This window comes from Streptomyces sp. SLBN-118, from assembly GCF_006715635.1.
GTDB lineage: Bacteria > Actinomycetota > Actinomycetes > Streptomycetales > Streptomycetaceae > Streptomyces.
In genome coordinates this window covers 3,743,388-3,765,948 of sequence record NZ_VFNP01000001.1, presented here as the reverse complement: position 1 = coordinate 3,765,948, position 22,561 = coordinate 3,743,388, and the positions used below count along the sequence as shown (strand labels likewise).

Here is a 22,561-nt window from a genome sequence, read left to right as displayed (position 1 = left end):
TCGCCCCCATGGCCGGGCGGGTGCGGCCCCTGCCTCCCGTCCCACCGGAAGGCCGGGGGCTTCAGTCCGCGCAGCAGGCGGCGGCGTGGCCCCCGTGCCGCTGGCGCGAGGCACGTCGGCACGGGCTGGTGAGCAGGATCTGGTGGACCAGCTGCTGGAAGGAGAGCAGCGCGGTCACCGGCGGCAGCGCGGCCACCGCCATAGGGAGCGGCGACCGGGGTGCGTGGGCGACGCACAGACACATCGCAACGGCCGAGAAGAGCACGACCACGGCCCAGGAGTGTGCGGCGCGGCGGTCGTGCAGCGCGGCCCGCAGGATCGACAACGACGCCACCAGCCACGGCCCGTAGACCAGCAGCGGCCACCACCCCGCCAGCCCGTGGGCTTCGGGAGATGCCATGCGGCGCAGCGGATCGTAGGCGATCAGCCCGCTGAGCACGCTCAGCATGCCGACGATGGCTGCGGTCAGCGCCGCGATGATCAAGCTCAGCACCTTTACCCGGGGCGCCCGGATCCGGCGTACGCACCGCACCACCCAGCTCGGACGCCGACGGGCGCCGCGCCTGCGCGGAAGGGGTGTGACGGACGGGACGGTGGGTGCGACGGGGTCGGGAGCCGCGGCCTTGAGGAGCTGGGTGAGATCGCTCTCGAAGTCCCAGTGGGTGTCCGGATGTGCGCCCAGGCCTTCGGGGATGGTGGGGTCGAGCACATCCGCGCCGAGGGCGTCCGGCGGGAACTGATAGTGATACGGAGCCGAGCCCAACCCGTCGTCGGGACGGGGCCAATATCCGCTCATGCCCGCCTCGTCGGCACCGGGGCGGCGCCGAAACGCCGGGTGAAATCCGCCTGGATCTGTTCCAGGGCGCCAAAGAGGTCGTCGAGCAGATCGGAACAGTCAGCGTATCCCGACACGCGCGGGAAGCCCGGATCCCGCTCCTCGTAAAACTCTGCCACCGCTGTGTGCTGCGGGCTCATCGTCGCCATGCCCTCCCAACGATGAAAAAATTGCTTGGATACGCCCAACTTGAAGTCAATGTCCGTTTATTGATGCGTTTAACGCTTCTTCTGTTCAATTGCCGATGTTCTATAACGACTGCAAGTTGCGGCTCGGCAGTCGGCTGGTCACGCTGAGTACGGGAAACGTGTGTCCGCCGTGCCTGACAGCGGCGTGGTCGCGCCGGGCACCGTGATCTCGAGAGTCTCCGCGTCTGCGGCGACGCCTCGCGCGCCCTGCTTCTGAAATGCCGCGAATGATCGCATACATCCGATTTGATGTCGCCGGGACCGACGTCGCCCCACCCCGATGCAGAAGCAGCAGACAAGAGGATCTCGAACCGAAAGGCCCGCACATGTACCTCCGCAAAGGACCGTTCCCGGCGGTCGCGCTGGCTGTCGCAGGTCTGCTGCTCACAGGCTGCGCGGGGGCCGGCGGGGAGGCGGCGCCCGTGGCCGCGCAGAGATCCGCGGGTGCCGCCGGCGGGCCGAGTGCCGTCGGCCGCTTCGGTCCCGGGGGGCAGACCGTCCGGGCGCAGGAGATCCCCTTCCTGGGGCCGCAGACCCGCGCCAAGATCAGCAGGGCGACCCAGCAGGCGGTCGTGGTGGTCGGCGAAGGGCCCGACTCCAACCGGTCCACCGCCACGCTCTACGAGCGAATCCCCGGCCTGGGCTGGAAGGCCGTGTCCGAACCCTGGCCCGCCCACAACGGCCTGCGCGGCTGGACCTACGACCACGAGACCGCCGACCACCGCACGCCGATCGGGGTCTTCGGCCTCACCGACGCGGGCGGCAAGCTGCCCGACCCGGGTACGAGGCTCCCGTACGACCAGGAAGCGGCATTCGACGCGCCCGGCACCGGCTTCGAGGGCGAGCCGCTCAAAGGCTCCTTCGACCATGTGGTGGCCATCAACTACAACCGTGAGCCCGGCACCACCCCGCTGGACTGGACGCGGCCGCTCGGTGACGAGAAGGGCGGCGGGATCTGGATCCACGTCGACCACGGCGGGCCGACACAGGGCTGCGTGGCGCTGAAGCTGGAGCGGATGAAGGAGCTGCTGGTGTGGCTGGACCCGGCGAAGCAGCCGGTGGTCGTGATGGGGGACGCGGCGGCGCTGAGGCGCTGAGGCCGAGCCGCCCGGTACGCAAGCCGAAGGGCCCGGGACCCTGTCCAGGTCCCGGGCCCTTCCACGCAGCGCGCCAGTCCAGCGCTAGGTGTTCTGTCCACGGAGGTTGGTGACGGCGATCACGGCTGGGTGATCTTGAACGAGTGAGGGCCTTCCGGGTTCGGTGTGGATTGCGACATCTACACGAACGATCAGAAGGCCCTCATGCCCCACCGTAATGCACCCCTGACAGTGATGATGTTCGCGGTGACGCCGCTGGTGGGTCTGACCCGACCCCTGACTGACGTCTCGACTGTCCTGCTTCGGATTTGTCGGCCCGCCTGGGGTGTTGCCACGCACGCGGCCGGACGGGCGTTTGTGACTTCATAGGAGCTTGGTCCAGAAGCCCCGTCACTGTCTTGTCCACCCGTCCGACCGGCGCGTGCCGCCCCTGGAACGGACTCACAAGGACGGGCATGACCAGCATGACGCATGACGCGCCGCAGATCACCGGCGGAGTCGACACCCACGGCCTGACCCACCACGCCGCCGTGATCGATTCCATCGGCCGGCACCTGGCCGACCGGGAGTTCCAGGCGACCATTCCCGGCTACAGGGACCTGTTGCACTGGATGCGCTCGCACGGCACGCTGACCGCAGTGGGGGTGGAGGGGACCGGTGCCTACGGCGCCGAGCTCGCCCGGGTACTCACCGCGGCGAGTGTCACCGTCGTCGACGTGGACCGACCGGACCGCAAGACGCGTCGGTTGAAAGGCAAGTCCGATCCGATCGACGCCTATGCCGCCGCGACGGCGGTGCTCTCCGGCAGGGCCACCGGCACCCCCAAGAGCCGGGACGGGGTGGTCGAGGCGGTGCGGGTGCTGCGGATCGCCCGCCGCAGCGCTGTCAAGGCCCGCACGCAGGCGATGAACCAGATCCGCGGCCTGCTGGTCTCGGCACCCGCGATGCTGCGCGAGCAGGTCGCGGGCTTGGACCGGGCCGCGCTGATACGGACTTTGGCCCGGCTGCGGCCCGGCGATGACCTGTCCCGCCCGCTGGCGGCGACCCGAGCCGCGCTGCGGCGGCTCGCCCGCCGTCACCAGGCCCTGGACGAGGAGATCACTGAGCTGGACGCGGAGATTGGTCCACTGGTCAAGCAGGCCGCCCCCGCGCTGCTGGAGCTGTTCGGCGTCGGTCCCGAGACCGCCGGCCAACTGCTGGCCACGGCCGGGGACAACCCAGAACGGATGCGGTCCGAGGGCGCGTTCGCGCACCTGGCCGGCGTCGCGCCGATCCCGGCCTCCTCCGGCCGCACCCACCGCCACCGCCTCAACCGCGGCGGCGACCGGGCCGCGAACAACGCCCTGCACACCATCGTGCTCACCCGCATGCGGTTCGACGAACGCACCCGCGCCTACGTCGCACGCCGCACCAAGGAAGGGCTGAACAAGAAGGACATCATGCGCTGCCTCAAGCGATTCGTTGCCCGAGAGGTCTACCGCGCACTGACCAGCACACCAACGGAACGAATCGCTCAAACCGACCTCGCTCCTGCGGCTTGACAACCATAGGAGCATCCGAGACCGGCCGGCTGCGTCTGGCCCTCTGTGTGGTCGATGACGGCTGGACCCTGCGCAGGGCCGCCGAACGCTTCCAGGTCTCGCCGACGACAGCGCAGCGGTGGGCCGGCCGTTACCGCGAGCTCGGTGAGGCAGGGATGGCCGACCGGTCCTCACGCCCGCACCACAGCCCACGCCGGACACCGACCCGCACCGAACGCAGGATCATCAAGGTCCGCCTCCTGCGCCGGTGGGGACCGGCCCGCATCACCTACCTCCTCGGACTGAACCCGGCGACCGTCCACCGGGTCCTGACCCGCTACCGCCTCGCCCGCCTGACCCACCTGGACCGTGCCACCGGGCGGGCGATACGCCGCTACGAACGCGACCGGCCCGGCGAGCTGGTGCATGTCGACATCAAGAAGCTCGGCAACATCCCCGACGGCGGCGGCCACAAGACCCTCGGACGCCAGGCAGGCCGCAAGACCCGCTCCGGCGCCGGCTACAGCTACCTCCACAACGCCGTCGACGACCACTCCCGCCTCGCCTACAGCGAAATCCTCGCCGACGAGAAGAAGGAAACCGCCGTGGGGTTCTGGCAGCGCGCGCACGCCTACTTCACGTCATGCGGTATCACCGTCCAGCGGTCCTGACCGACAACGGCTCCTGCTACAAGTCACACCTGTGGCGCAACTCCCTTGCACAGCAAGGCATTTCACACAAGCGGACCCGCCCCTACCGGCCCCAGACCAACGGGAAGGTGGAGAGGTTCAACCGCACCCTCCTGGACGAGTGGGCCTACGCACAGCCCTACCGGACCGAGACCGAGCGACGCGAGGCATACCCCGTCTGGCTGCACACCTACAATCACCACCGCGGACACACCGCGCTCAAGGGCCAGCCACCCGCCAGCCGCGTCCCCAACCTCACGGGTCAGTACACCTAGTCCTTCTTCGGGTCCTCCAGGCGCGGGAACAGAACCGCGCCCTTGGTCACCGTGGCGCCGGCCGGGAGCCTGCCCCACTCGCCCGCGTGCTGGACCCGCTGCTGCGCGAGGGCACCCAGCGAGTGCTCGGCGCCCAGCGAGTCCCACAGGGCCTGCGAGGTCTCGGGCATGACCGGGTTGAGCAGCACCGCGACGGCCCGCAGGGACTCCGCCGCCGTGTACAGGATCGTCGCGAGACGGGCCCGGCCCTCCGGCGACTCGTCCTTGGCGACCTTCCACGGCTCCTGCTCCGTGATGTAGCCGTTGACCTGCTTCACGAAGTCGAAGACCGCGAGGATGCCGCCCTGGAAGTCCAGCTCCTCGCCGATCTTCCGGTCGGCCTCGGCGACCGTCCTGGCCAGGCCCTCCTGGACCGTCTTCTCCGCCTCGCCGGGCGCTGTCGACTCCGGCAGCGCGCCGCCGAAGTACTTGCCGACCATCGCCGCGACACGGGAGGCGAGGTTGCCGTAGTCGTTGGCGAGCTCGCTGGTGTACCGGGCGGAGAAGTCCTCCCAGGAGAACGAGCCGTCCTGGCCGAACGCGATCGCGCGCAGGAAGTACCAGCGGTACGCGTCGACGCCGAAGTGCGAGGTCAGGTCCTGCGGCTTGATGCCCGTGAGGTTGGACTTCGACATCTTCTCGCCGCCGACCATCAGCCAGCCGTTGGCCGCCACCTTGCCGGGCACCGGCAGGCCGTTCGCCATCAGCATCGCGGGCCAGATGATGGCGTGGAAGCGCAGGATGTCCTTGCCGACCAGGTGGACGTCGGCCGGGAAGGTCTCCGCGAACTTCGCCGGGTTCTCGTTGTAGCCGACGGCCGTCGCGTAGTTCAGCAGCGCGTCGATCCACACGTAGATCACATGCTTCTCGTCCCACGGCACCGGGACGCCCCAGTCGAAGGTCGAGCGCGAGATCGACAGGTCCTGCAGGCCCTGCTTGACGAAGTTCACGACCTCGTTGCGGGCGGACTCGGGCTGGATGAAGCCGGGGTTGGCCTCGTAGAACTCCAGCAGCTTCGGCCCGTACTCGCTGAGCTTGAAGAAGTAGTTCTCCTCCTTGAGGATCTCCACCGGCTTCTTGTGGATCGGGCAGAGCTTCTGCCCGGCGAACTCACCCTCGCCGTCCAGCAGGTCACCGGGGAGTTTGTACTCCTCGCAGCCCACGCAGTACGGGCCTTCGTACCCGCCCTTGTAGATTTCGCCCTTGTCGTACAGGTCCTGCACGAACTCCTGCACACGGTCCGTGTGCCGCTTCTCCGTCGTACGGATGAAGTCGTCGTTCGCGATGTTCAGATGCTCCCAGAGGGGCTTCCACGCCTCCTCGACGAGCTTGTCGCACCACTCCTGGGGCGTGACGTTGTTCGCTTCGGCAGTGCGCATGATCTTCTGACCGTGCTCGTCCGTGCCGGTGAGGTACCACACCTTCTCGCCACGCTGACGGTGCCAGCGTGTGAGCACGTCGCCTGCGACGGTCGTGTAGGCGTGGCCCAGGTGAGGAGCGTCGTTGACGTAGTAGATGGGGGTCGAGACGTAATACGCCTTCGCCCCCTGCTTCTCGGATCCAGTGGCCGCCATGGTCGAAATCCTAACGGCCCGCAGAAGGTCCACTCACCTCGATAATCGGCGCGGAGAGGTCTGCGAAACATCCTCTCCTCTAGGAAGGGGCGCATCCTGCGACGGGGGCGGTGCACAGAGTGCAAGGGGAGCCGGGGGAGCCAGAGGATCCGGGGGAGCTGGGGGACGACACGATGCGGGTACTGGTCGCCGAGGACGAGGAAGTCCTGGCCGGGCTGGTGGCCACCGGGCTGCGGCGGGCCGGATTCGCCGTCGACACCGTCCACAGCGGGAACGCGGCGCTCGATTGCCTCGGGCTGCACGACTACGACGTCGTCGTCCTCGACCGCGATCTGCCGCGCGTCCACGGCGACGAGGTGGCGCGCCGGCTGGTCGCCTCCGCGTCCCGCACCCGGATCCTGATGCTGACCGCCTCCTCGTCCATTCAGGACCGGGTCGAGGGCCTCGATCTGGGCGCGGACGACTATCTGGGCAAGCCCTTCGAGTTCCCCGAGCTGGTCTCCCGGGTACGGGCGCTGCGGCGGCGCAGCGCCAGGCCGGTGCCGCCGCTGCTGGAGCGGCACGGGGTGCGGGTCGACACGGTGCGGCGGACGGCCGAGCGGGACGGGCGCAATCCGTCCTGCAACTGCTGCTGGAGGCGGACGGGGCGACGGTCTCGGCCGAGGAGCTGCTGGAGCGGGCCTGGGACGCGCACACGGATGCGCGGTCGCGGTGGGCTGGTGGACGGCGGGGCGGGTGCTGCGACCCGTACACGCCATGACGGCGAAGGCACGACGGCTGTCGGAGCGGACGCTGCACGAGAGGATCGCGGCGAGCGGTCCCGACGACGAGCTGAAGGAGCTCGGCGACACGCTGGACGCGCTGCTGGCGCGGCTTGAGAAGGCCTTCGACAGCCAGCGGCGGTTCATAGCGAACGCCTCGCACGAGTTGCGTACGCCGCTGGCGACGCAGCGTACGGCGATCCAGGTGGGGCTGGACGCGGACTGTTCGCCGGACGAACTGGCCGCTGTGAAGCGGGTGTTGCTCGACACCAACCGGCGCAGCGAGCGGCTCATCCAGGGTCTGCTCGTCCTCGCCCGGAGCGAGCGGGGGCTGGCCGAGCGGGAGGACGTCGACCTGGGAGAGGTCGTGGCGGAGGAGGCGGCGCGCCACGAGGTGAAGGCGGCGGTGACCGGGTCCGGCGGCATGGTGCGCGGAAACCGGCTGCTGCTGGCTCAGCTGGTCGGGAACCTGGTGGCCAACGCGGTGGCGTACAACGTGCCGGACGGGACGGTCGACATCGGAGTCGAGTCGGGGCTGCTGACGGTGACGAACACGGGGCCGGTGGTGGAGGCGGCGGACATCCCGGCGTTGTTCGAGCCCTTCAGGCGGGGCAAGGGGCGGGACCGGATGGGGCAGGGGGCGGGGGTCGGCCTGTCGATCGTCCGCTCGATCGCCGAGGCCCACGGCGGCGCGGTGACGGCGGAACCCGGCCCTGCCGGCGGGCTCGCCGTCACCGTGGCTCTGCCGGTGGCGTCCGCTAGGGGCGCCAGGCCTCCAGAACGCCGCTGAACAGGTCCGCATCCGCGAGTTCGCGGGGCGCCGGCCCTGCGTGGAAGAACCCGGCGTTGTCGGCCGTCAGCTTGCGGAGGTAGTCGAAGGCCTTCGCGTCGTGCTCGCCGAACGCGACGAACTGCCAGAAGACGGGCTTGTCGGCAGCCTCCGACAGCGCGGCCGTGGCCGCGGTCTTCGACTCCGGCGCGCCGTCGGTCTGGAAGATCACCAGCGCGGGCAGTGCCGAGCCCGACTTGGCGTGCAGGGCGAGGACCTCCTCGACGGCAAGGTGGTAGTTCGTACGACCCATCCGGCCGAGGGAGTTGTGGAGCTCGTCCACGCGGCCCTGGTGCTCGGCGAGGGTCAGCTCGCCGGTGCCGTCGATCTCGGTGGAGAAGAAGACGACGTTGACGGACGCGCTCTCGTCGAGATGCGCGGCGAGGGCGAGGGCCTGCTCGCCGAGGTGCTGGGCGGAACCGTCCTTGTAGAACGGCCGCATGGACCCCGACCGGTCGAGCACGAGGTACACCCGTGCGCGAACCCCGGTGAGCTGCTGCTTCTTGAGGGCGGCGCCGGCGGCCTTGTAGTGGTCGACGAGATGAGGTGCACGGGCCCTGACCTGGGCGAGGGTGTGCGCGGAGGCCTTGGCGGCCGACGGGGTGGCGGGCTCGGCCGCTGGTTCGGTCGCGGCGACCGGCTCGGGCTCGGTGGCCTTTTCGGTCGCGGCGACGGGCTCCGTGAGGGCAACCGGCTCCGCCGGGGCGGCTTCAACGTCCTGCTCCGCCGGGGCGAACTCGGTCGCGTCGACGGCGACGGGCTCGTCGCTCTCGCCCGAGGCCGAGGCCGCGACCTCGGCGTCGGCCTGAGGCTGGGTATCCGCAACCGGCTCGGCAGGAGCGACCTCGGCGTCGGCCACAGCCGTCGCAGCGACCGGCTCGGGCTCGGCGACCGGCTCGGGCTCGGCGTCCGCCTCGGGCTCGGCGTCCGCCTCGGGCTCGGTGGCCCCATCGGCCGCATCGACCGGCTCGCTGATCGCAACCGGCTCCGCCGGAGCGGCTTCGACCTCGGGCTCCGCCGGAGCGGTCTCGGCCGCAGGGGCGGGGACGGACTCTTCCTCCTCGGCAGGGGTGACGTCTTCGGCGTCGGCCTGCTGCCCGGTCGCCGCAACCGGCTCCGCCGGAGCGGCCTCCGGCTCGGCGACCGGCTCAGCTTCGGCCGGAGCGTCCTGAGCCTCGGCGACCGGCTCCGCCGGAGCGGCCTCGGGCTCCGCGGGCACCGCCTCCGCGTCCGTGGTCACCGGTTCCTCAACCCGCGCCGCGGGCACGGGCCGGGGCGTGACCGGGTCCGGGGATGCCTGGGCCGGGACCTTCGGGTTCGGGTTGTCGAACGCGGCCGAGACCAGGTCCGCCGCCGCCCGTTCCGCCGGGGACTGCGACGGGACCGTCGCGGTCGACGGTTCCGTGCGCTCGGTCTGGGGCGGGACGGAGGCTGCCGTCGACTCGTCTCGCTCCGAACGCTCGCGTCCGAACACCTTGCGCAGCAAGCTCCGAATGCCCATGGGCGAGGCCTTTCGCATGAGTTAAGTGCGGAGAATGTCCGCATGTGGCCGGAACGCTCCGCATCCTGGCCACGGCGGACACGTAAGGTTAGCCGCCGCCCGTGGCGATCTCCGGCAGGGGCGGCCCCCAAGCTGCCGCACATGTCAACCCCGCCTCGTCCGGGGCGTGTTCATTCGGCGTTCACTTCCCGGCTGCCGCATTGCACACGTACACCCCTAACGTCGCGGCGGAACATATTCCGACACCATGTCGGCGCGGGTGCGCCGGAGGAGGACGAAGTGCGCAAGCTGCTGCCGCTGTTGAACACGAATTCCCACGGGGGCGGACGTTCCGCTCTCACCTGCCGTTTCCGCTGTGGGGACGCCTGTTTCCACGAGGTGCCGAACACCAGTGACAACGAGTACGTCGGCGATGTCATAGCCGACGCCCTGTCGCGGCGTTCGATGATGCGCGCCGCCGCCGTGGTGACCGTCGCCGCTGCCGCCGGCACCGCGACCGTCGTCGGCTCCGGCGGCGAGCAGGCCTCCGCCGCGGAGCTCCCTGCCGCCGACCGCCAAGGTGACGCGCTGGGCAGGACCGGCGCCCGCGGACTCCGCTTCGCCGCCGTCGCGCCCAACAAGGACGACAAGGTCACCGTTCCCGCCGGCTACTCCCAGAACGTGGTCATCCGCTGGGGTGAGCCGATCCTCCGGGGTGCGCCCGCCTTCGACGCCGACAAGCAGACCGCCGCCGCCCAGGCCGGCCAGTTCGGTTACAACAACGACTTCCTCTCGCTGCTCCCTCTCCCCGGTGAGCGCGGCCGCCAGGTGCTCGTGGCCAACCACGAGTACACGGACGAAGTCCTGATGTTCAAGGGTTACGACCCGGCCAACCCCACCCGCGAGCAGGTCGAGATCGCCTGGGCCGCGCACGGCCTCGGCGTCGTCGTGGTCCAGGGGGAGCGCCGGACCGGCAAGCTCACCGCCGTGACCCGCCACCAGCTCAACCGCCGTCTGACGGCGACGAGCGAGTTCAAGCTGACCGGTCCCGTCGCGGGCAGCGCTCTGGTGAAGACGTCCGCCGACCCCACCGGCACCAAGGTGCTCGGCACGCTCAACAACTGCTCGGGCGGCACCACCCCGTGGGGCACCACGCTCCACGGCGAGGAGAACTTCAACCAGTACTTCGCCAACGGTTCCAGCGCCACCGACAAGCGTTACGGCATCGGCACCGCCGCCACCGAGCGCAAGTGGGAGCGTTTCGACAAGCGCTTCGACGTGGCGCAGGAGCCCAACGAGCCGCACCGCTTCGGCTGGGTCGTCGAGCTCGACCCCTACAACCCCGACTCGACGCCCCGCAAGCACACCGCGCTCGGCCGCTTCAAGCACGAGGGTGCGCAGCCGCGGCTGACCGCCGACGGCCGCCCGGTGGTCTACATGGGCGACGACGAGCGCTTCGACTACTTCTACAAGTTCGTGTCGAGCAAGCGGATGAAGAAGGGCAGCACGCGTGCCGCCCGTGAGCACAACCTGACGCTTCTCGACGAGGGCACGCTGTACGTCGCCAAGCTGACCGGTGACTCCCCGGCGGCCGAGATCGACGGCACCGGCAAGCTGCCGAGCGACGGCGAGTTCGACGGTTCCGGGCAGTGGATCCCGCTGGCCACGGCGGGCCCCGACGGCAATGTCTCGCACGTCGCGGGCATGAGCGCCGAGGAGGTGTTCGTCTTCACCCGCCTCGCCGGCGACAAGGTGGGCGCCACCAAGATGGACCGCCCCGAGGACATCGAGCCGAGCCCGCGCACCGGCCGCGTCTACGTCGTCCTGACGAACAACACCGACCGCGGCAAGGCCGGCAAGGCCGGGGCGGACGAGGCCAACCCGCGCAACCTCAACAAGCACGGCCAGATCCTGGAGCTCGCCGAGCACTGGGACGACCCGACGTCCGACGGCTTCGCCTGGCGTCTCTTCCTGGTCGCGGGCGACCCGAACGACCCGTCCACGTACTTCGCGGGCTTCCCGAAGGACAAGGTCAGCCCCATCTCCTGCCCGGACAACGTCGCCTTCGACCCGCACGGCAACCTGTGGATCTCGACGGACGGCAACCAGCTCGGCTCGCACGACGGTCTGTTCGGCGTGGCGACCAGGGGCGAGCGGCGCGGTGAACTCAAGCAGTTCCTGACGGTTCCGGCCGGTGCCGAGACCTGTGGCCCGCTGGTCCAGGACCGCCGCGTGCTCGTCGCGGTCCAGCACCCGGGTGAGATCGACGGTGCGTCCGTCGAGAAGCCCGCGAGCATCTGGCCCGACGGACCGGGCAAGATCGTCCGCCCGGCGGTCGTGTCCGTGTGGCGCAACGACGGCTGCGACATCGGCGTCTGACGCCCGTCATGAGGTGGCGCGCACCTGTGCGCGCCACCTCGTGAACTCCTCCGCCGAGGGTCCCGTGTACGACCACGGGACCCGTGCCGCATGCCGCCCGAGCAGCCCGAACAGCCGCCGGGCCTCGTCGCCCAGGCCCGCGTAACAGGCCGCGTGCGTCAGATAGTTGAGCTCGCCGGTCTCCTCCGGGGCCGCTGGGCCCTCGCCGCGGCCGCCGATCCAGCGGTCCCAGGTGCGCCTTACCTCGGTGACCGCCAGCTCGTGGTGCCAGTGCCGGCCGAAGTCGCGTACCGGTGCCGGGCCCGTCGCGCCCTCGGCGACATGGCGGTACTCCTCCACCCGGGCGATCTGCACCAGGACCGGCAGCGGCGAGCCGGGCGGCGCGGCTCCCGCAGCGTCGCGGGCGAAGTCGTACATCCGGCCGTGGCTGCCGTGCCAGCGCGCCGAGTGGTAGCGCAGCAGCTGCACATGGCCCTCGATGTTGTGCGGGTCGCGCCGCCGCAACTCGTCCCACCAGCCGCGCAGTTCGCGCCGCGGCACGCCCGTCGGGTACAGCCGGGCCACCGTCAGCAGCGACACCCACGGCATCGGATCGGCCGGCTCGGCGTCGGCCGCGCGCAGGCAGACAAGCACCGTCGCATCGAGCCGTGCCTGGTCGAGTGCCGCCCTGCGGCCCGCCTCGATCGCCTGGTTGAAGACGCGTACGACCTCGGTCGCCGCCCTCAGCACCTCCGCGTCCGGGCTTTCGGGCTCCGCCGCCCGCCACGCCTCCACAGCCGATGAGCCGGCGGCCGCGTGCGCGAGCAGCCGCAGCCGGTGGGTGCGCAGCGGCCAGTTTGATCCGGTGGCACGCAGCAGGTCCCGTACACCCTGCCAGCGGCCGATCACGATGTCGTGCACGGCGTGGGCGAGCGGCCGGTCGCCGAAAGCGGGATCGAAGTCCGGGACGAAACCCCCACGTCGGCGGCGCGCGGCCATCTTCGGCACATCCCTCAGAAATCCGTCGACAGCGCGCGGTCGGCGTAGTCGGTGTGCCGCGATGCGGAGTTGGCGTACCGCTCCTCGGCGGCGATGGCCCGGGTCGCGTCCAGTCGGGCGGGACGGTAGTACGAGCTCCCCCGCCGCCAGTAATGGATCATCGGCACCAGACCGGCGCCGAGGCCGCCGATACCGATCGCGATCGAGGCCGCGCTCAGCTCGCTCAGCGCCTCGACGAGGATCCAGAGCATGAACAGCGCCCCGAGCAGTGGCCACAGTCCGCCGAGGACGAAGTTCCGTACGGAGGTGAGCAGGGTCTTGCGGTACGCGACGACGGCGGCGATGCCCGCGAGCCCGTAGTAGAAGGCGATCTGCAGGCCGATCGCGGACACCGCGGCGGAGAGCACGTCGCCGACCGAGCCGAGCGCGGTGGAGGCGACGAACATCGCCAGCGCCACCGCGCCGACGACGGCGACCGCCACCCAGGGGGTGTTCCAGCGGCGGTGCACGGTCCCGAACGCGGCGGGCATCGTACGGTCGCGGCCCATCGCGAACAGCGAGCGCGTCACCTGGATGAGAGTCGTCTCCAGGGTGGCGACCGTGGACAGCAGCACCGCCACGACGAGCAGTTTCCCGCCGACGCCCGGCCAGATCGCGTCCCCGAGCGCGCCCAGAACATTGGCGCCGCCCGCCCGGACGGCCTCGCGGTCAAGGACCATGTTCACGGCGATGGTGAAGGCCTCGAAGAGAAGGAAGACGACGCCGACACCCACGAGCGAGGCGAGTCCCGCCGTGCGGCGGCTGTCGCGGGTCTCCTCGCTGAGATTGCTGGTGACGTCCCAGCCCCAGTAGTAGAAGGCGGCGACCAGCGCGCCGGAGGCGAAGCCCGCCGGCCCGTCGAAGTGCGAGAAGCCCAGCCAGGACCAGTCGAAGGCGGCGGCGTAGCCGGTGTGCAGCAGCGCGGCGCCGACGAAGAACAGCAGGACCGCCAGCTCCACTCCGGACATCAGCAGCTGGGCGCGCACGGTCAGCCGCGCCCCGCCGACCACGACGAGCAGCATCGCCACGAACCAGGCGGCACCGGTGGCCGTCGCCAGTGCGGTGTTCTCGGCGAGGTCCGGGTCGAAGAGCGCGAGGGTCATCGCACCGGCCGGCAGCGATCCGGCCACCATGAAGATCGTCGTGGAGATCACGAGGGCCCAGCCGGACAGAAAGCCGAGGAACGGGTGGAGAGTTCGGCCCACCCAGGAGTAACTGGCGCCCGCGTTGACATCGATCCTGCCGAGTCTGCTGAAGGCCAGGACGATGCCGAGCATGGGTATCGCGCAGTAGAGGAGGGCGGCGGGTCCCGCGAGACCGACGGAGGCGACGAGTACGGCGGTGGTGGCCGCGATCGAATAGGCGGGGGCACTGCCCGCGACGGCCATCACGATCGTGTCGAAAGTGCCGAGGACATTGGGCTGAAGCCCTCTGCCGGAGTCGGTGCGCATGGGACTCTCCGAATGCCCTGGTGATGTCTCGGTGAAGGGAGGCCGTGCGCATCGTAGTCGGATGTGTGCGCTGGGGTGAGGGGGTGGTGCCGCCGCTGCTCACGGCGACGCCGGTCCCCGGATGGCGGGCGCTGAAGGTATTGCCGGTGCGGGCGGCAGGGGCGGACTCGTAGAGTCGGTACATGGCTGCAGACGTTTCGGACGAGGGAACGGTACGGGTCGACACCTGGATCTGGTCGGTCCGCCTCACAAAAACCCGCTCCCAGGCGGCCTCGGCCTGCCGGGCCGGGCATGTCCGGGTGAACGGCGACCGGGTCAAACCCGCGCATGCGGTGCGTTCGGGGGACGAGGTGCGGGTCTTCCACGCGGGCCGGGAACGGCGGGTGGTCGTCTCGAAGACCGTCCGCAAGAGGGTGGGCCCACCGGTGGCGGCCCAGTGCTACGTGGACAACAGCCCGCCGCCCCCGCCGAGGGAGTTTGTGGCCCCGGTGGCGATCCGGGACCGGGGGGCGGGACGCCCGACGAAGAGGGACCGCCGCGAGATGGAACGCTTGCATGGGGGCGGCGGCCCGGCCCGCTGAGTGGGGCCGCGGCCCGGCCGCTGAGGTCCCCGAACCCCCGGCGAAGCAGTCGCCCTGTCAGCTCAGGTAGCCCTCCACCTCGTCGGCGGGCTGCACCCTCGCCGTGTCCGGGTCCTCACCGAACTCCGCCTTGGCACGTCGCCGGCGCAGCAGGTCCCAGCACTGGTCCAGCTGGACCTCGAGGTCGCGCAGCCGCGCCCGCTGGTCGGGGTCGAGGCCGTGCTCGTCGGACGAGCGCGCCCGCAGGGCGCGTTCCTCGTCGACGAGATCGCTGATGCTGCCGAGTATCTGGTCGTTGTCCATGGCTCCTGCTCTCAGAGTACGAACCGTCCTGCCGCGTGCCCCGCCCGCGCGGGACTGCGCGAGCGCGTCCGGCGCCTTGTCCAGCGGTAGTTCGGCGTCCACGGGCACCGTCACGGAGCCGTCCGCCGCGGCCGCGGCCAGGACGTCCAGCAGGGCGGCGGAGGGGTGCTGCTGGACGTCGATGCCCTCGACGCCGGCCGGGAGCCGGGCCTCGCCCGCCACGCCGCGGGTGGTGAGGGCACGCCCGCCGGCGTGCACGAGGGAGGCCTTCGCCGTGAATGAGGACGCGTCGGCCGACACCAGGTCGACCAGTGCGTCGACGCCGTCCGGGCAGGCGTCCCGTACCGCGGACGGCTGGATCAGCTCGGGCTCGGCCTTGAACACCCTGACCGCGACAGCGCGCATCGAGAACGCCTCCTGACGGACGGCCCCCCCGTCCCACGACCCCACTCTTGCGCGGGCGGGCACTCAGCGCACGTCGTACAGTTCGAGCCCGACGAGCAGCGCGCGGTGGTCGGTGTCCGCAAGGTCCAGGAAGCGTGCCGAACGGACCGAGAAGTCCTCGCTGACCAGCACATGGTCGATCTGCGCGCCCAGCGGGCGGCGGACCGTGGCCGGCCAGGACGGGGTGCGGTCCGCGCCCACGAGGGTGGCGCTGTCGCGCAGCGAGCCGGAGTCGAGGATACGGCGGAAGGCGGCGTGGTCCTGGGTGGCGTTGAAGTCGCCCGCCACCAGGGTCGCCTCGTCCTTCACCCCGCTTGCGTACGCACGCACCCGGCCGAGATCACGGCGCCAGTCGCCGATGCCACCGGGCCTGGGTGGCAGGGGGTGCGCGAGCTGCACATTCACCGGATGGCCGGCGACGTCCGCGACCGAGCCGGGCATCGCGAGCTCGCTGTTGATCCCCGGTGCCGCACGCAGCGGAAGCTTGCTGAGGATCGCCGAGCCGGAAGCCGAGTCGCCCGCGACGACATTGCGGTACGGGTAGTCGGAGCGGGAGACCCTGGCCGCCAGCGCGTCCGAGCAGGTGCGGTCGCATTCCTCGATGAAGACCAGGTCGGGCTGTTCATGGCGGATGGCGGTGAGCAGAGCATCGGTGGCGTTCCCGAACTCGATGTTCGAGGTGAGCACGGTGACACGGGCGACGACCCGGCCCGGCGGATCGTCGGTCAGCCCCGTGTCGTACGGCCTGACGAACCACCCCGTGACGGCGAGTACGGCAGCGGCCCAGATCATGCCGGTGCGCCACCGCCCGATCAGGGCGAGCAGCAGACCGGCTCCGGCGGGCAGCAGCAGCCAGGGCAGGAAGGCGAGCAGCTGGGGGACGGGCGTGATCGCGTCGGTGTCCGCGGCGCGGCAGCCGACGGCCACGGTGGGAGCGAGGAGCAGCAGGCCCGCGAGCCAGGCAGCGGCGTGGCGTCCTTCCGAGGGGCGCAAGGAAGCGTCCGCCGCGTCCGGCGCCGCCGTCGAGAAGGCGCTGTTCACAACCGGCCTCCGAGCCCGCGGGATGGTCAGTCCTGTTTGGGAGCATACGGGCGGAGGGCATCGATCAGCAGCTCCACCCCGAACGTGAACTCCGCATCGTGATCGATCACCGCGAGCTTCGGCGCGAGTTTCGCCACCGCCGGGAAGCCCGAATTCACGAGATGCTCCGTGCGCTCACGTACCGCCGACTCGTCCTCTCCCTTGACGGAAGGCGAATGGAACTCCCGCAGCAGGGAGCCGACCTGGAAGGCGATGAGGAGCCGCAGGGCGTGCACGGCGGCGGCCTCCTCGAAGCCGTGGTCGAGCAGCACGGCGAGGGAGCAGTTGATGGTGGGGAGTGCGCCGGGGGAGGAGAGCTGGCGGGTGAGGACGAGCTCGCAGGCGCGCGGGTGGCGCAGCGACGCCCGCCTGAATGCGTGCGCGACCGAACGGATGCCGTCCTCCCAGCCGCCGCCGACGCTGCGGGACAGCTGCATGTCCCTGGTGATGAACTCGGTGACTCCGTCGAGGACGTCCGCCTTGCCGCCGACATGGTTGTAGAGCGACATCGCCTGGACACCGAGGGTGGTGGCGATCCGGCGCATGGAGAGCGCTTCCACACCCTCGTCGTCGATGATCTTCAGCGCGGCCTCGACGATCCGCTCACGTGACAGCGGCTCACGGGGTTCCCGCTCGGCGCCGGGGGCGGATGTGCCGCGTTCCGTGGGGTGTTGACGGGATCTTCCGTCAGGCATCGGGGGGCTCCTGGGTGGGTTTCGCGGACTCTTGCCCTACTCCTTGACGGCTTACAGCGTAAGTGCTTCCCTCAGTCGCGGACTTACGGCGTAAGTACGGACATGGAACAGGCCTGGAGGGCCCGGAAGATGAGCAAGGAAGCGCGCGAGACACTCGTCCTCGCGCACGTGGCGAGCGAGAACCGGCCTGCGTTCGACGGGACCCCCAAGACCTCCGGCCGCCCCCGGCACGAGAGCGTCGGCACGGGCCGGGTCGTCGACGACGGGCCTGCGGAAGCCGACGGCTCCCGCGAGGCTGCCCGCACGGCCCTCCTCGCCCGGCTCGGCCTCGCGCCGTCCCTCCCTCTCCCCGCGTAGCCGGAGGCGCACATATGACGGTGCCCACCGTCCACCACCTCGACTGCGCCCCGATGCATCCGGTCGGCGGCTCCCCGCTGGTCGCCCACTGCCTGCTGGTGGAGACAGGCAGCGGCCTCGTCCTCGTCGACACGGGCCTGGGCTCCGCGGACGTGGCCGACCCGCGGCGGCTCGGCACGTTCTTCCGGCTGACCATGCGGCCCGAACTGGCTGTGCAGCACACGGCGTACCACCAGATACAAGCGCTCGGATACGACCCGCGCGACGTGCAGGACATCGTGCTCACGCATCTCGACCTCGACCATGCGGGCGGTCTGGCGGACTTCCCCGACGCGCGGGTGCATGTGATGGCCGACGAGTACCGCGCGGCGATGCGCCGCGACACGCGCCTCGACGCAGGGAGGTACGTCACCGCGCAGTGGATCCACGGTCCGCGCTGGACCGTCCACGACACGGCGGACTCCAACTGGCACGGCTTCGCGGCCTCCCGGGTCCTGCGCTTCCCGGACATCCTGATGGTCCCGCTGCCGGGGCACACGCGGGGCCACTGCGCGGTGGCGGTCCAGCAGCCGGACCGCTGGCTGCTGCACGCGGGCGACGCGTACTTCTTCCACGGCGAGATGGACCTGCGCAGGCCGCGCTGCCCACGCGCGCTGACGCTGCACCAGCGGCTGGTGGCGGAGAACCACGGTCAGCGTCTTACGCAGCTGGAACGACTGAGGGACCTGCGCAGGGCTGACCCGAGGCTGATCCGGATCTTCTCGTCGCACGACGCGCAGGAGTTCGCGTCGCTGAGCACGAAGAGTTTCGGCCGCGTGAGGTGACGGGTGAGCGGGTTGGGGTGGGCCGCTGCTCGGTCCCCCGCCCCGCCTGCCACTCGCGGCCCGCTGTGGGAGGTGCCCCCGCCCCTCAACCGGGGCTCCGCCCCAGACCTCGGTTCTCGAACGCCGGACGTGCTTGACGGGCGCCCCGGCGCCGGCGCGCCACCGCCCACGCCCCCACCGCAATCCCCACGCCCGCCCCCATCACCCACCACGACGCCGTCCGCAGCGTCTGTGTCAGGGCGTCGTACACCGCCCGTGCGGCCGGGCGGTCCAGGTCCGGGGGGAGGTCGTCCAGGGCGAGGCCGGGGCCGACCGTGACCGCAAGGTGCAGCAGGGCGCCGCCCGCCGCGATGGCGAGACCGAGGCGGGCGATCAGGGCGCGGACCCTGCGCACGGCGAGCAGCACCGCCGCCACCGCGAGCAGCAGCGTCGCCACCGGCAGCCACACCCCCGCGATCCGCAGCCAGTCGAAGATCTCGCGCGCCACGCCGAGCTTGTCGGACTCCAGGATCGTGATCCGGGTGCGCCCGACGGGGATCTGGTCCGCGAACGGCACTCCTTCGTCGCTGAGCTGCTGCCTGACCTGTTCGATGACGGGCCCCAGGTCCATGCTCACGTCGTTGCGGGTGTCGCCGATGTTGCCGTTGTCGCTGGTCAGCGCCCGTTCGACGGCGGTGTGGGCCGCGCGGTTGACCGTGTTCCAGGCGGCCTTGCAGGCGTCGGTGCCGGAGAAGGAGAGCACGGCCTCGTGCAGCAGGTTCCGCACACCTTCCTGGAAGGGACCCGCGTCGAACTTGGCCATCGCCTCCTCGGTGATGCGGTCGGCGACTGCGTTCTGTACGGCGGGGTCGGAGGCGAGCGGCGCCATCGTGGCGACATAGCTGTCGGTGTCGCCGATCTCCCGGTCGGCCCAGACGGCGAGCACGCTCAGAGGCGTCAGGAGGGCCACCAGGACGAGCAGCACCGTCGACGCCGCCGAGAGAAAGCTCCGCACAGCTCAAGGGAACGCGGGCCGCGGGCCGCGCGCGAGCGGTGCGCCGCCGACCGGGCGGGCCCGCGGCGCAGGGGGGTGACTGGGCGTCAGCCGCCGCAGGGGCAGTCGGATCCGGGTTCCTCGTGTGCACGGGTGTCATCCGATGCCGCCCGAGCTCCGTCATCCGGGTCGGTCGCCTGACTTGCCAGGCGGTGGGCGCGGGTGTGCTCTGAAAGGAGGACGCGGGGGAATGAGAGGGAAGGAGCTCTCTGCCATGGCCGCACACGCAGCGGTGCCCGCACGGCACCATGGTTCTCTCGGCTGGGCGATGCCCGTCGGCCTGGGCCTTGTCTACGGCACCTGGGTGCTGTTCATCCGCCATGCCTGGGGTGACGTGACCTGGGGCGACGTCCTCTACGCCATCGTCGCAGGCGTGATTCTCGCGGCGCTGGCGCTCGTTCTCGGCCGGACCCAGAATCTGCTGCCGCGTGAGCTGCGCGCCGGGGCGTACGGGGTGCTGTGCGGCGTGGCCATGGGCTTCCTGTACAGCCTGACCGACGCGAGCGTGCTGAGTTCTGCCGGGATCGGGGCCATCTTCGGCGCGGTGATGCTCGCCGTGTCCTTCTACCTTTTCTACATGAGAGAGCCCTAGGACTTGCGGGGCGCCGACCCCGCGATTCTTCATCCCCCGCGCGGCCACCGGATCCGATCCGGCGGCCGCGCGCCGCTCTCCCGACCCGCATGGGCCCGTCAGTACCTTGACCTTTCCCCTGGGGGAAACCCCAGCATCGGTGGGGCCGGGCGAAGTGCCCGGTGCGAGGAGGAAAGCATGGGTTTGCTCACGATCGGTGCGTTCGCCCGCGCATCCCGGCTGTCCGCCAAGGCGCTGCGCCGCTATGACGAGCTGGGGCTGCTGCCTCCGGCCCGCGTCGACTTGTTCACCGGCTACCGGTACTACGACGAGACGCAGCTGGAGCGGGCCCGGCTGGTGGCGTGGCTGCGGCGGATCGGGATGCCGCTGGCCCGTATCCGGGACATCTGCGACCTGTGTGCGACGGACACGGCCGCGGCCGCCAGGGACATCCGGGCGTACTGGTCGCAGGTCGAGGCGGAGACCTCCGCCCGGCGTGATCTTGCCGCTTTCCTCGTCGACCAGCTGTCAGGGAAGGACACCGACACGATGTCTCAGCTCACCACGCCCCTTGGGTTCCGCTATGCCGCACGCTCGGACCGCGGCCTCGTCCGGGAGACCAACCAGGACGCCGCGTACGCCGGGTCGCGGCTGCTCGCCGTCGCCGACGGCTTCGGGGGTGAGGGCGCGCCCGCGAGCACGGCGGTGATCGACGCGCTGAAGCACCTGGAGGCGGAGGGGCCCGGTTCCACCCGGGTCGGGGATCTGCTCAACGCCCTTGAGGACGCGGTCCACCGGGCCAATGCCACGGTCAACGGCTTCGCCGGCTCCGGTACGACACTGACCGCCATGATGTGGACCGGCTCGCAGCTGGCCCTGGTCCATATCGGCGACACCCGCGCCCATCTGCTGCGCGACGGGGACTTCTTCCAGATCACCCACGACCACACCGTGGTGCAGGCGATGATCGACGAGGGCGACCTCAGCCCGGAGGAGGCGGCGTCGCACCCCCAGCGGGCGATGCTGCTGAGGGCACTCGACGGGAGCGCCGGCCTCGCCGGGCCCGACCTGCGGCTGCACGAGGCGCGGGCGGGCGACCGTTATCTGCTGTGCTCCGACGGCCTGTCCGCGACGGTGCCGCAGGAGGAGAAACGCCGGGCCGTCGCCGCTCTCACCGACCCGGGCGAGGCCGTACACGAACTGGTCGCGCTCGCCCATCGCGCGGGCGGTCCGGACAACATCGCGTGCGTCGTCGCCGACGTCGTGGCGCTCTGACCGGAGCCCGTACTCTGGAGCGGCGGAGGGACGGACAGAACGGTGACGCGAGGAGCGACGGGTGAGTGAGAGCGAGAGCTGGAAGGAGCGGGGTGTTGCGCTTCGGGTCTTCGTGTACATCTTCGCGACGCACCTGTTCGCCGGGTTCGTGTACCTGTTGTTCTACGTGGGGGAGCACGCGCAGAAGTAGCAGGCCCCACCGCGCGCGACGCTGCCCCGGGGCACGCCCACTCGGCCCGTCCGGCGCCCCGGACCGCCGCGCTCAGCCCCGTCCCGCCGCCGTGGCGAACAGTTCGCGGAACGCGTCCGCCGAGTCCGAGCCCGAGCGGCCGAACGGCGCGTCGAAGTCCCAGACCAGGAACAGCAGGAACGCGATCAGCGCGCTGAAGAGACCGGCCAGCAGCAGTTCCCTGGGTGTGCGGCCGATCTGCAGCGTGAAGATCAAGCCGACCGTCACCAGCGCCCCGGTGATCAGGCCGAACCACACCACCCCCGGCAGCGTCGCCCCCGCGTTCTCCGCGCGGGCGTTGCGTGCGTCGTCCGCGATCGCGACCTGGTCGAGCAGCGGCTGGTAGGCCTGCGCCTCCAGTTCGCCCGCGGGCGGTCTCTCCGCGATGTCGGTGCGAACAGTCGCGAGCAACTCCGCGCCCCGTTCGGGCAGTTCGCTGTGGTCGACCATCCTCGGCCATTCCACCTGGACGACATGGGAGACGTAACGGTTGATGTCGGTGTGCAGCTTTTCGCGGACGTCGGCCGGGTAGACCTGGGCCCGCTGGGACAGCTCGTGCAGTGCCTGCGCCTCGCGCCGTACGTCGTCCTGCGCGGCGCTCCGCGCCTCCCACACGCCCGCGATGGCCAGACCGAGCACGATGGCGTACACGACGCCGACCATCATCGTCATGTACTCGAGGACGTCGGGAGTCTCGCTGCCGTCCTCCTCCGCCACCCCCGCCCTGCTCAGTCTGTACTGCCTGAACAACACGATGACGAGGACGAAGGCGCACGCGGCAGCCATCGCGAGGACCAGGACCAGCCATTCCGACATGACAGTTCTCCGATCGGGGTGTGGGGAGCCGGGGAGGGCGGTGGTTCAGGAGCGGCCGCGCCCGGAGGCGGCGGACCGTGAGCGGGGCCGCAGGCAAGCGGCGGCCAGGACTGCCGGGGTGGTCGTCACCAGCATCAGGACCGTGAGCGGGGTCCCGGACGGTGCGGGATCGCCGTTCGCCGGGCGGTAGTCGCGTACGACGTGGACCGGCTGCCTGTG

At 70.8% G+C, this 22,561-nt stretch carries 20 protein-coding genes and 4 pseudogenes; 12 read left to right on the top strand and 12 right to left on the bottom strand.

The genetic code is table 11. The annotated features are described in order from the left end of the window. Window positions 1–61: 61 nt before the first annotated feature. A complete protein-coding gene (locus FBY35_RS17230) occupies window positions 62–796 on the bottom strand; it encodes a DUF2637 domain-containing protein (RefSeq protein ID WP_142214646.1) in 735 nt (244 codons plus the stop codon). Next, the gene (locus FBY35_RS17225) at window positions 793–984 is read right to left on the bottom strand and encodes a hypothetical protein (protein WP_142214645.1); all 192 of its coding nucleotides are present in this window, start codon (window positions 982–984) and stop codon (window positions 793–795) included. The genes FBY35_RS17230 and FBY35_RS17225 overlap by 4 nt, the downstream gene beginning before the upstream one ends. A 365-nt stretch (window positions 985–1,349) precedes the next feature. Between FBY35_RS17225 and FBY35_RS17220 the strand changes: the two genes are divergently transcribed. The 3 genes and pseudogenes from FBY35_RS17220 (at window position 1,350) to FBY35_RS17205 (ending at window position 4,604) form a co-directional block, all read left to right on the top strand. Beyond that, entirely contained in the window at window positions 1,350–2,120 is a 771-nt protein-coding gene (locus FBY35_RS17220) for a L,D-transpeptidase family protein (RefSeq protein WP_142214644.1), read from the top strand. A gap of 455 nt (window positions 2,121–2,575) precedes the next feature. Beyond that, window positions 2,576–3,661 carry an IS110 family transposase gene (locus FBY35_RS17210; protein ID WP_142214642.1) on the top strand — a complete coding sequence of 362 codons (1,086 nt, stop codon included), beginning with the start codon at window positions 2,576–2,578 and terminating at the stop codon, window positions 3,659–3,661. After that, a pseudogene (locus tag FBY35_RS17205) lies at window positions 3,658–4,604 on the top strand (IS481 family transposase). The gene FBY35_RS17210 and the pseudogene FBY35_RS17205 overlap by 4 nt, the downstream one beginning before the upstream one ends. Here FBY35_RS17205 and metG read toward each other — a convergent pair. Further along, window positions 4,601–6,217, bottom strand: a complete 1,617-nt coding sequence (gene metG / locus FBY35_RS17200) for a methionine--tRNA ligase (RefSeq protein WP_142214641.1) — start codon at window positions 6,215–6,217, stop codon at window positions 4,601–4,603. The pseudogene FBY35_RS17205 and the gene metG sit on opposite strands and share 4 nt — an antisense overlap. 173 nt (window positions 6,218–6,390) lie before the next feature. Between metG and FBY35_RS17195 the strand changes: the two are divergent. Continuing rightward, a pseudogene (locus tag FBY35_RS17195) lies at window positions 6,391–6,917 on the top strand (response regulator transcription factor); the annotation flags it as partial. Then, a pseudogene (locus FBY35_RS17190) lies at window positions 6,917–7,768 on the top strand (ATP-binding protein); the annotation flags it as partial. The pseudogenes FBY35_RS17195 and FBY35_RS17190, both read left to right, overlap by 1 nt. Here FBY35_RS17190 and FBY35_RS17185 read toward each other — a convergent pair. Beyond that, on the bottom strand, window positions 7,737–9,308 hold the full coding sequence (locus tag FBY35_RS17185) for a VWA domain-containing protein (RefSeq protein WP_142214640.1): 1,572 nt from the start codon (window positions 9,306–9,308) through the stop codon (window positions 7,737–7,739). The pseudogene FBY35_RS17190 and the gene FBY35_RS17185 overlap by 32 nt on opposite strands. 279 nt (window positions 9,309–9,587) lie before the next feature. On the opposite strand from FBY35_RS17185, the gene FBY35_RS17180 reads away from it, so the two are divergent. Next, on the top strand, window positions 9,588–11,666 hold the full coding sequence (locus FBY35_RS17180) for a PhoX family phosphatase (RefSeq protein WP_142214639.1): 2,079 nt from the start codon (window positions 9,588–9,590) through the stop codon (window positions 11,664–11,666). A gap of 6 nt (window positions 11,667–11,672) precedes the next feature. On the opposite strand, the gene FBY35_RS17175 is transcribed toward FBY35_RS17180, so the two are convergent. Both FBY35_RS17175 and FBY35_RS17170 read right to left on the bottom strand, forming a co-directional pair. Then, a complete protein-coding gene (locus tag FBY35_RS17175; protein WP_142214638.1) occupies window positions 11,673–12,644 on the bottom strand; it encodes a hypothetical protein in 972 nt (323 codons plus the stop codon). A gap of 14 nt (window positions 12,645–12,658) precedes the next feature. Then, the gene (locus tag FBY35_RS17170) at window positions 12,659–14,134 is read right to left on the bottom strand and encodes an APC family permease (RefSeq protein ID WP_142214637.1); all 1,476 of its coding nucleotides are present in this window, start codon (window positions 14,132–14,134) and stop codon (window positions 12,659–12,661) included. 182 nt (window positions 14,135–14,316) lie between these two features. On the opposite strand from FBY35_RS17170, the gene FBY35_RS17165 reads away from it, so the two are divergent. Next, entirely contained in the window at window positions 14,317–14,715 is a 399-nt protein-coding gene (locus tag FBY35_RS17165; RefSeq protein ID WP_142214636.1) for an RNA-binding S4 domain-containing protein, read from the top strand. 57 nt (window positions 14,716–14,772) lie between these two features. Here the strand turns inward: FBY35_RS17165 and FBY35_RS17160 are convergent, their stop codons facing one another. From FBY35_RS17160 to FBY35_RS17145, 4 genes and pseudogenes are all read right to left on the bottom strand, one after another. Continuing rightward, window positions 14,773–15,018, bottom strand: coding sequence for a DUF2630 family protein (locus tag FBY35_RS17160; protein WP_142215118.1), 246 nt, complete (start codon window positions 15,016–15,018; stop codon window positions 14,773–14,775). A gap of 33 nt (window positions 15,019–15,051) precedes the next feature. Continuing rightward, window positions 15,052–15,423: pseudogene (locus tag FBY35_RS17155) on the bottom strand (zinc-binding dehydrogenase); the annotation flags it as partial. A gap of 63 nt (window positions 15,424–15,486) precedes the next feature. Further along, window positions 15,487–16,503 carry an endonuclease/exonuclease/phosphatase family protein gene (locus tag FBY35_RS17150; RefSeq protein ID WP_142214635.1) on the bottom strand — a complete coding sequence of 339 codons (1,017 nt, stop codon included), beginning with the start codon at window positions 16,501–16,503 and terminating at the stop codon, window positions 15,487–15,489. A 26-nt stretch (window positions 16,504–16,529) separates the two neighbouring features. Beyond that, window positions 16,530–17,237, bottom strand: a complete 708-nt coding sequence (locus FBY35_RS17145) for a TetR/AcrR family transcriptional regulator C-terminal domain-containing protein (protein WP_260848640.1) — start codon at window positions 17,235–17,237, stop codon at window positions 16,530–16,532. A 129-nt stretch (window positions 17,238–17,366) separates the two neighbouring features. Here FBY35_RS17145 and FBY35_RS17140 point away from each other — a divergent pair, with 129 nt between their 5' ends. Both FBY35_RS17140 and FBY35_RS17135 read left to right on the top strand, forming a co-directional pair. Continuing rightward, the gene (locus tag FBY35_RS17140; protein WP_142214634.1) at window positions 17,367–17,594 is read left to right on the top strand and encodes a hypothetical protein; all 228 of its coding nucleotides are present in this window, start codon (window positions 17,367–17,369) and stop codon (window positions 17,592–17,594) included. Window positions 17,595–17,608: 14 nt separating this feature from the next. After that, complete coding sequence (locus tag FBY35_RS17135) at window positions 17,609–18,418, top strand: MBL fold metallo-hydrolase (protein WP_142214633.1); 810 nt, start codon at window positions 17,609–17,611, stop codon at window positions 18,416–18,418. A gap of 85 nt (window positions 18,419–18,503) precedes the next feature. Here the strand turns inward: FBY35_RS17135 and FBY35_RS17130 are convergent, their stop codons facing one another. Beyond that, window positions 18,504–19,412, bottom strand: a complete 909-nt coding sequence (locus FBY35_RS17130) for a hypothetical protein (protein WP_142214632.1) — start codon at window positions 19,410–19,412, stop codon at window positions 18,504–18,506. A 253-nt stretch (window positions 19,413–19,665) separates the two neighbouring features. Between FBY35_RS17130 and FBY35_RS17125 the strand changes: the two genes are divergently transcribed. The 3 genes from FBY35_RS17125 (at window position 19,666) to FBY35_RS36625 (ending at window position 21,487) form a co-directional block, all read left to right on the top strand. Further along, entirely contained in the window at window positions 19,666–20,043 is a 378-nt protein-coding gene (locus FBY35_RS17125; RefSeq protein WP_142214631.1) for a hypothetical protein, read from the top strand. A gap of 177 nt (window positions 20,044–20,220) precedes the next feature. Continuing rightward, window positions 20,221–21,297: a MerR family transcriptional regulator gene (locus tag FBY35_RS17120; protein ID WP_142214630.1), complete on the top strand. Its 1,077-nt coding sequence runs from the start codon at window positions 20,221–20,223 to the stop codon at window positions 21,295–21,297. Between the two features lie 61 nt (window positions 21,298–21,358). Continuing rightward, the gene (locus FBY35_RS36625) at window positions 21,359–21,487 is read left to right on the top strand and encodes a DUF6126 family protein (protein WP_222123134.1); all 129 of its coding nucleotides are present in this window, start codon (window positions 21,359–21,361) and stop codon (window positions 21,485–21,487) included. Window positions 21,488–21,559: 72 nt separating this feature from the next. Here the strand turns inward: FBY35_RS36625 and FBY35_RS17115 are convergent, their stop codons facing one another. Further along, window positions 21,560–22,342: a DUF4239 domain-containing protein gene (locus FBY35_RS17115; RefSeq protein ID WP_142214629.1), complete on the bottom strand. Its 783-nt coding sequence runs from the start codon at window positions 22,340–22,342 to the stop codon at window positions 21,560–21,562. Between the last annotated feature and the right edge of the window lie 219 nt (window positions 22,343–22,561).

Bases quoted from the DNA above. Each gene is read 5' to 3' on its own strand.
- FBY35_RS17230 (WP_142214646.1), bottom strand. From the start codon at position 796: ATGAGCGGATATTGGCCCCGTCCCGACGACGGGTTGGGCTCGGCTCCG.
- FBY35_RS17225 (WP_142214645.1), bottom strand. From the start codon at position 984: ATGGCGACGATGAGCCCGCAGCACACAGCGGTGGCAGAGTTTTACGAG.
- FBY35_RS17220 (WP_142214644.1), top strand. From the start codon at position 1,350: ATGTACCTCCGCAAAGGACCGTTCCCGGCGGTCGCGCTGGCTGTCGCA.
- FBY35_RS17210 (WP_142214642.1), top strand. From the start codon at position 2,576: ATGACCAGCATGACGCATGACGCGCCGCAGATCACCGGCGGAGTCGAC.
- metG (WP_142214641.1), bottom strand. From the start codon at position 6,217: ATGGCGGCCACTGGATCCGAGAAGCAGGGGGCGAAGGCGTATTACGTC.
- FBY35_RS17185 (WP_142214640.1), bottom strand. From the start codon at position 9,308: ATGGGCATTCGGAGCTTGCTGCGCAAGGTGTTCGGACGCGAGCGTTCG.
- FBY35_RS17175 (WP_142214638.1), bottom strand. From the start codon at position 12,644: ATGGCCGCGCGCCGCCGACGTGGGGGTTTCGTCCCGGACTTCGATCCC.
- FBY35_RS17170 (WP_142214637.1), bottom strand. From the start codon at position 14,134: ATGCGCACCGACTCCGGCAGAGGGCTTCAGCCCAATGTCCTCGGCACT.
- FBY35_RS17165 (WP_142214636.1), top strand. From the start codon at position 14,317: ATGGCTGCAGACGTTTCGGACGAGGGAACGGTACGGGTCGACACCTGG.
- FBY35_RS17160 (WP_142215118.1), bottom strand. From the start codon at position 15,018: ATGGACAACGACCAGATACTCGGCAGCATCAGCGATCTCGTCGACGAG.
- FBY35_RS17145 (WP_260848640.1), bottom strand. From the start codon at position 17,237: ATGCCTGACGGAAGATCCCGTCAACACCCCACGGAACGCGGCACATCC.
- FBY35_RS17140 (WP_142214634.1), top strand. From the start codon at position 17,367: ATGAGCAAGGAAGCGCGCGAGACACTCGTCCTCGCGCACGTGGCGAGC.
- FBY35_RS17135 (WP_142214633.1), top strand. From the start codon at position 17,609: ATGACGGTGCCCACCGTCCACCACCTCGACTGCGCCCCGATGCATCCG.
- FBY35_RS17125 (WP_142214631.1), top strand. From the start codon at position 19,666: ATGGCCGCACACGCAGCGGTGCCCGCACGGCACCATGGTTCTCTCGGC.
- FBY35_RS17120 (WP_142214630.1), top strand. From the start codon at position 20,221: ATGGGTTTGCTCACGATCGGTGCGTTCGCCCGCGCATCCCGGCTGTCC.
- FBY35_RS17115 (WP_142214629.1), bottom strand. From the start codon at position 22,342: ATGTCGGAATGGCTGGTCCTGGTCCTCGCGATGGCTGCCGCGTGCGCC.